Annotated in this window: 8 protein-coding genes; 6 read left to right on the top strand and 2 right to left on the bottom strand. The window is 61.0% G+C overall.

Going from position 1 to position 6,863, the window contains the following annotated elements; genetic code table 11:
• Together AACS18_RS05355 and pspF are read right to left on the bottom strand one after the other, a co-directional pair.
• On the bottom strand, positions 1–1,288 hold a 1,288-nt coding region (locus tag AACS18_RS05355; protein ID WP_258228863.1), incomplete at its 3' end, for an ABC transporter substrate-binding protein.
• A 108-nt stretch (positions 1,289–1,396) separates the two neighbouring features.
• The gene (gene pspF / locus AACS18_RS05350; RefSeq protein WP_108613893.1) at positions 1,397–2,431 is read right to left on the bottom strand and encodes a phage shock protein operon transcriptional activator; all 1,035 of its coding nucleotides are present in this window, start codon (positions 2,429–2,431) and stop codon (positions 1,397–1,399) included.
• Between the two features lie 196 nt (positions 2,432–2,627).
• Here pspF and pspA point away from each other — a divergent pair, with 196 nt between their 5' ends.
• The 6 genes from pspA to AACS18_RS23140 all read left to right on the top strand — a co-directional run.
• Complete coding sequence (pspA, locus tag AACS18_RS05345; RefSeq protein ID WP_108613892.1) at positions 2,628–3,314, top strand: phage shock protein PspA; 687 nt, start codon at positions 2,628–2,630, stop codon at positions 3,312–3,314.
• Between the two features lie 3 nt (positions 3,315–3,317).
• Positions 3,318–3,554, top strand: a complete 237-nt coding sequence (pspB, locus tag AACS18_RS05340) for an envelope stress response membrane protein PspB (protein ID WP_101325020.1) — start codon at positions 3,318–3,320, stop codon at positions 3,552–3,554.
• A complete protein-coding gene (gene pspC / locus AACS18_RS05335) occupies positions 3,551–3,955 on the top strand; it encodes an envelope stress response membrane protein PspC (protein WP_181363414.1) in 405 nt (134 codons plus the stop codon). Before pspB ends, pspC begins: the two co-directional genes overlap by 4 nt.
• A 133-nt stretch (positions 3,956–4,088) precedes the next feature.
• Positions 4,089–5,495 (top strand): YcjX family protein, encoded by a 1,407-nt coding sequence (locus AACS18_RS05330; protein ID WP_108613890.1) that lies wholly within the window; start codon positions 4,089–4,091, stop codon positions 5,493–5,495.
• A gap of 51 nt (positions 5,496–5,546) precedes the next feature.
• The gene (locus AACS18_RS05325; protein ID WP_108613889.1) at positions 5,547–6,578 is read left to right on the top strand and encodes a YcjF family protein; all 1,032 of its coding nucleotides are present in this window, start codon (positions 5,547–5,549) and stop codon (positions 6,576–6,578) included.
• A 190-nt stretch (positions 6,579–6,768) separates the two neighbouring features.
• A partial coding sequence (locus AACS18_RS23140) for a helix-turn-helix domain-containing protein (protein WP_258228862.1) occupies positions 6,769–6,863 on the top strand: 95 nt, incomplete at its 3' end.

Below are 6,863 nucleotides of genomic sequence, written 5' to 3'. Positions count from 1 at the left end.
TCCAGCCGGAGAGCAAGCTGTCGTACTGCCCCTGGGTGAGGCGACCTTCGATCACCGGCCACTCCCGTTGCACGATCTTGAGTTTGATCCCGACCTTGGCCAGATCACTGCGGATCAGCTGGGCAGTCTTGACTGCATCCGGGTTGTAGGGGCGGGCGTCCGGTTGTACCAGCACCTGCATCTCGAACCCTTTCTCCAGTCCCGCCTCCTTGAGCAGCTGGCGCGCCCGTTTCAGGTCGGGCTTGCGCTCGGGCAGGCTGGGGTTGTAACCCCATGAGAGGGGCGGCAGCAGGCTGTTGGCGGGCAGACCGGTATCGAAATAGACCGCCTGCAACAGGTTGTCGATATTGATGGCGCTGGCAATCGCCTGGCGCACCTTGACGTTGTTGAACGGCGGCTTGCGGGTATTGAGGGCTAAAAAGGCCACGTTCATCCCCGATTGAACAGAGAGGCTCAGTTCCGGATTTTGCTTGATCACCGAGAGCTGGCTGGCGGAAGGGGTGCTCATCACGTCGCACTCGCCGGTCAGCAGCTTGGCCAGCCGTTTGGCGGATTTGGGGGTGATGTCGTAGACCAGCTGTTCAATCTTGGCATCGCCGCCCCAGTAGCCGGGATGGCGCAGATAGCGGATGAACTCGTTGTGGCGATACGCCTTGAAGCTGAACGGGCCGGTACCGATGGGGCGGCTATCCAACAGGGTCGGCGTGCCCGCCTGCAGCATCTGTTCGGCGTATTCGGCGGAGAGGATCACCGCATAGTCGCTGGCCAAGGTGGCTAGGAAGGAGGCGTTCGGTTGGTTCAACTCGAATACCACCGTCTGCGGCCCCTTCTTGGTCACCCGCTTGATCAGCAGATCCTGCCCCAGGCTGTAGAAGAAGGGGTAGTCGCCGCCAGAGACGTTGTGGTAGGGATGCTGCTCGTCAAGCTGGCGGGCATAGGTAAAGACCACATCATCGGCATTTAAGGTACGACTTGGCTTGAACCAAGGGGTATGGTGAAAGGTCACCCCCTTGCGCAAGGTCAGGGTATAGGTGAGCCCGTCCTCGCTGACGTGCCAATTGGTGGCGAGCGCCGGCTCCAGCGCCAAAGTGTTGGGGTTCACCTCCAGCAGGCGGTCATAGAGCGGACGGGCACTGGCATCCAGTGTCACCCCGGAGTTGGAAACATGGGGATTGAAGGAGAGGGGGGAGCCCTCAGCACAATAGATGAGTCCGGTTTTGGAGGCCTCGGGTTGCTTCTGGCAGCCGGTGACCAGCACCAGCACACCGAGTAGCAAGGGTGTGAGCATTCTCATTGTTGAACCATGTTCTTATAGGGGTTTTGTACGCACGTTTTGATACAAATGTGCCAGCGCGAAGGCTGGCGTGTTGCTGGAGTCGGCATCAACCGGGCTCCTTCACTCTTGTTCTGCATCGTTATCGCCATCCAGCAGCTGATACTTGCGTAGCATGCCACGGAACTGGTGATAGCTTAAGGCCAGCAGTTGAGCGGCTTTGCGCTGATTATACTGGGATTGCTGCATCGCTTGCTTGAGTAAATTAATCTCGAACTCCGCCACCGCCTGTTTCAGGTCAAGCGGCAAGCTCATCGCTGTGGCGATTGGTGCCTCCCCCGTTGCCTCTGGCAACTGCGGGTTGCTCTTTGCGCCGGGGCGCCAGGGGGAATCAAACGGGTTGATCACCAGGGTCGAGAGTGGCAACTGGGGATTGCCCTGACGGTAGATACTGCGCTCCACCACGTTTTTCAGCTCCCGCACGTTGCCCGGCCAGTGGTAATCCAGCAGCAACTGGGTCGCTTTGCGCGAGAAACCGGCAAACAGCGGATAGCCCAGCTCCCGGGTCATGCTGTGGGCGAAGTGCTCCGCCAGCATCAGGATATCTTCCCGCCGCTCCCGCAAGGGGGGAAGGGTGATCACATCAAACGCGAGCCGGTCGAGCAGATCGTGGCGAAAGTGCCCCTTGTCGGCCAGTGCTGGGAGATCTTCGTTGGTGGCGCAGACCAGCCGCACATCCACCTTGAGGGGCTTGGCCCCACCCACTCGCTCGAACTCGCCATACTCGATGACCCGCAGCAGCTTCTCCTGCACCCGGGCGCTGGTGGTGGCCAGTTCGTCAAGGAACAGGGTGCCGCCATCGGCCCGCTCGAAGCGGCCCTGATGGCGCTTGGCTGCGCCGGTAAAGGAGCCCGCCTCGTGACCGAACAGCTCGGTCTCCAGCAGGCTCTCGCTCAAGGTGGCACAGTTGATGGTGACAAAGCTTTGATCCCAGCGCGCCGAGAGATAATGTAGGCGGTGGGCAATCAGCTCCTTGCCCGTTCCCCGCTCACCGATGATCAGCACGGGTTTGCGCAGTGGGGCGAGCCGTGAGGTCTGCTCAATGATCTCGAGAAATGCGTTGGATTCCCCCAGCAGGCTTTCCGTGGCCGTGGTCATAGTGATCCCTGTCGGTTGTTAAAGCTGGTCAATCTTACCAAAAGTTGGTGAATTTTATCATCACTTGCATCAGGTATCTTGTGATTCGCTCTTTCAGCCCCATATAAATCAACAAGTTAAATTTCATTCCTGATTGGCACACAAGTTGCTATTGTCAATGGAGAAACAACGCCATGCCAACAACAGGAGTGCAACCATGAGTATTTTTTCCCGTCTGGCCGACATCATCAATTCCAACCTGACGTCCCTGCTCGATAAGGCCGAGGATCCCCAGAAGATGGTGCGCCTGATCATTCAGGAGATGGAAGATGAGCTGGTCAAGGAGCGTTCCAATCTGGCTCGCTTCCTCGCCAGCCAGAAAGAGATTGGCCGTCAGGTCGCTCGTCATCAGGAGCGGGTCGACGAGTGGCAAGCCAAGGCCGAGCTGGCCCTGACCAAGGGGCGTGAAGATCTGGCCCGCGCGGCCCTGATCGAGAAGAAGAAACAGACCGAGTTGTCAGAGACCCTCTACCGCGAGCAGCAAGCGGTCGATAGCGGCATCGAGAAGCTGGGTGAGGAGATCCGCCAGCTCGAAGCCAAGCTGGAAGATGCCCGCGCCCGTCAAAAGGCGATGGCGATCCGCACCGAAGCGGCCAGCAGCCGTCTCAACGTGCAGAGCCAGGTAGCCCGTGGCGAGAGCCAGGCGGTGGTGAGCAAGTTCGAGCGGATGGAGCGTCGCATCGACGAGATGGAAGCGCGCGCCGATCTGGGTCAGTCCGACAAGGCGCTGGCGCAGCAGTTTGCCGAACTGGAAGTGGACGATCAGATCAGCCGCGAGCTGGAAGCGATGCGCCAGAAACTGGGTCAGGGCGACAACAAAAGCGAAGGCAAACAGGGGGAGTAACAGATGGAAGATCTGCTGGGTGTATTGATGGTTCCCATGGTGGTCTTCATGGTGGTGGTGGCCCCCATCTGGCTGGTGCTGCACTACCGTGCCAAGGGGCGGATTGGCACCGGTCTCGCCGATAGCGAGCGGGAGCAACTGCAAGGGCTGCTCGGTCGTGCCGAGAAGATGCAGGAGCGAGTAGGCGCGCTGGAGTCGATTCTGGATGCGGAAGTGCCGGGCTGGAGGAACAAGGTATGAGCAATGTGAGTCGTGAAGGGCGTAACCTGTACCGGGATCCCCAGCGCGGCAAGATAGCCGGAGTCTGCGCCGGTTTGGCAGAGTACTTCGGGGTGGAGACCTGGATCGTGCGGCTCTTGGCCATCAGTGGCCTCATCTTCGCCGGTTTCATCACCTTCACCGCTTATATCGCAGCCTGGTTCTTGCTCGACAAAAAGCCGGTCACCCTCTATTCGCAAGAGGATGCCGACTTTGCCGAGGTGCGGATGAAGGCGCGCAGCTGGCAGGCGGGGATCACCCCTCATCAGGCGCTGGGCCGTATCGCGCAGGAACTTGACGCGCTGGAGCCCAGAGTACAGCGGATTGAGAAGTTGGTGACCTCCAAGGAGTTCACCCTGCAGCGGGAATTTCGCAAGCTGTAGCATCCATCGTCGATGGTGGCGCCTCCTGTGATGATCCACCATCGACGCCAACTATCCAGACGTGGATAACCGGTCGACCTATCGCACGACCGATCACGCCAGATGCAACCACCAAGGGAGAACGGGTCAAGCCTTGATACTCAATAAACTGGAACAGAAGTTGACTCGCCTGCAATACAAGGCGAACGACGTGGTGAACCGGGTACGGGATCGCCATATCCGGCTGGCGGTGACCGGCCTCTCTCGCAGCGGTAAAACCGCCTTTATCACGGCGCTGGTCAACCAGCTGGAACACGCGGCCATCGATGGCCGTTTGCCGTTGTGGGATGCCCTGCGTCAGGGGCGGATTCTCGGCGCGCGCCGGGTGCCGCAGCTCAATGCCCACATTCCCACCTTTGCCTACGAGCGCGGCCTCGATTCCCTGTTTGGCGATCCTCCGGCCTGGCCCGAGCCCACCCGCGGCGTGGCCGAGGTGCGCCTCGAAATCCGCTATCGCACCCGCCATCCTCTGCGCAAGCATCTGGGGGAGATCTCCACCCTCTACGTGGATCTGGTGGACTACCCCGGGGAGTGGCTGCTTGACTTGCCGCTCCTTGATATGAGCTACGAGCAGTGGAGTGAACAGGTGCGCGAGCAACTGCGTCGCCCCGAGCTGCAAGCGCTCGCCGCAAGCTGGCTGACACCCGAGTGGCAAGCGGCGCAACCTTTTGCAGAGCGGCCGGTGGCTGAGCTTGCCGAGCGCTACACCGCCTACCTGCACGCCTGCAAACAAGAGTTGGGATTGCATCTGATCCAGCCCGGCCGCTTCGTCTTGCCGGGGGAGTATGCCGGTGCCCCCATGCTGCAATTTGTCCCCTGGGTGTGGGAGATGCCTGCCAGCGAGCCCGCCGATGGCACCCTCTATGCCACCCTCAAGCAGCGCTTCGAGCAGTACAAACAGCATCTGGTGCAGGGTTTTTATGAACAGCACTTTGCCGGCTTTGATCGCCAGATCGTGCTGGTGGACTGCCTGCAGCCTCTCAATGCCGGGGCAGCCAGTTTTGGCGACATGCAGCAGGCCATCGCCCGCATTATGGAGAGCTTTGCTTACGGCAAGAGCAACTGGTGGCGGCGACTCTTCTCGCCCCGGATCGACAAACTGCTGTTTGTGGCAAGCAAGGCTGATCACGTCACCCCCGAACAGCACGCGCCCATGGTTTCCCTGCTGCAGCATCTGGTGCGCAGTGGCCGCGGGCAGGCTCGTTTTGAGGGGATCACCACCGAGTGTCTGGCGCTGGCCGCCATCAAGGCGACCGAAGTGGGCAAGGGGGTGGCCAATGGCCGCGAGTTCCCCGCCATCCGTGGCACCAGCCTCGCGGGTGAGCCGCTGTTGCTGTTCCCGGGTGAAGTACCGCCCCATATTCCCCCCGCGCAGTGGTGGAACAATCAGGGTTTTGATTTTCAGGCATTTCGCCCCATGCCCATGAGCGCCCATCAGGCGCTGCCCCATATCCGGCTCGATGCGGCGCTGGAGTTTCTGCTCGGGGATCACCTCGAATAACGGTGTGCGGCCCGGGATTGTTCTCGGTTCCGCATTCAGGAGAACAATGCGATGAACGATCAGATAAAAGAGCGGCCACCGCTGCAGGGCAAGGTGATCCTTGAGCCTGCCTTGACGGTGGCCAGTGACGAGCGACCACCCGCACCCGCCCAGCGGTTGGAGGAGGCGAGTTTCGAGCGCCTCGACGAGCTGGACGATTTCACCGAGGTGGAGAGCGCCCTCGTCATCAAACCGCACCGCCGCCATCGGCTGTTGGCGTGGGGGCTGGGGGCAGTCGGTCTGCTCTCGTTGGGCCAATATGGCGCCTTTCTTTACGATCAATTTCTCACTACTCCGCTGTGGGGCAGCGCCTGGCTGGCGGCCTCGGCGCTGGTGGCGGCGAGTACCGCCAGCGTGGTGGGGCGCGAGTGGCTGCGCCTGCGCACCCTCAAGCGGCGTCAGGATGTGCGCTCGCGGGCAGAAGATCTGCTGGCCCATCAGGGGGTCGGACAGGGACAGGCCTTTTGCGAAGGGTTGGCGGTCAAAAGTGGCGACAAGGGGCGCGAGGGGTATCAGACCTGGCTGGCACAGCTCGACGAGAGCCACAGCGATCGGGAGGTGCTGACCCTCTACAGCCAGCTGGTGCTCGGCGAGCGTGACAAGCTGGCGCAGGCGCGGGTGGCCAAATGGTCGGGGGAGGCCGCGGTGCTGGTGGCGTTGAGCCCGCTCGCCACCGTCGACATGATGCTGATGCTGTGGCGCAACCTGCGGATGATCGAGGATATCGCCGATGTCTATGCCATCGAGCTTGGCTACTGGAGCCGCATACGCCTCATTCGTCAGGTGTTTCGCAACATGCTCTACGCCGGTGCTACCGAGCTGGTGACCGAGGTGGGGATGGATCTGCTGGGGGCCGAGTTTGCCGCCAAGCTCTCTGCCCGCGCCGCACAGGGCGTCGGAGCCGGGTTGCTCACCGCCCGCCTTGGTCTGCGCACCATCGAAGCGTGCCGCCCGCTGCCCTGGTGTGCGGACGAGAAACCCAAACTCGGCGAGCTGCGCAAGCGGCTGATCGGCCAGTTGGCGGGATATCTCAACAAATCCTGATAGCCCTGTCTGCACCTTGCTGCGATGACCCATGCCCCTGTTGTGCTCGCCAAGCCGCAGGGGCATGGTTTTAATCGGCAGGTCATTGAGTTGGCAGCAGTGTCCGGTTTTGGCGAGGCGCCCGTTTACGGTTAAGCTGGCAGCCAATCTTACCAATCACACTCATCGTACCAATCGGCAAGGATGCCCGATGAACTTTACCTTTCGCCAGATCCGTTATTTTGTGGCCGTGGCCGACAGCTTTTCAGTGAGTCGTGCCGCAGCCGAGTTGCATATCTCCCAGTC

The sequence above is a fragment of the Aeromonas sp. HMWF015 genome (assembly GCF_963878965.1).
Taxonomy (GTDB): Bacteria; Pseudomonadota; Gammaproteobacteria; order Enterobacterales; family Aeromonadaceae; genus Aeromonas; species Aeromonas veronii.
The sequence above is the reverse complement of the archived record's forward strand: the minus strand, read 5'-3'. Positions and strand labels throughout refer to the sequence as shown.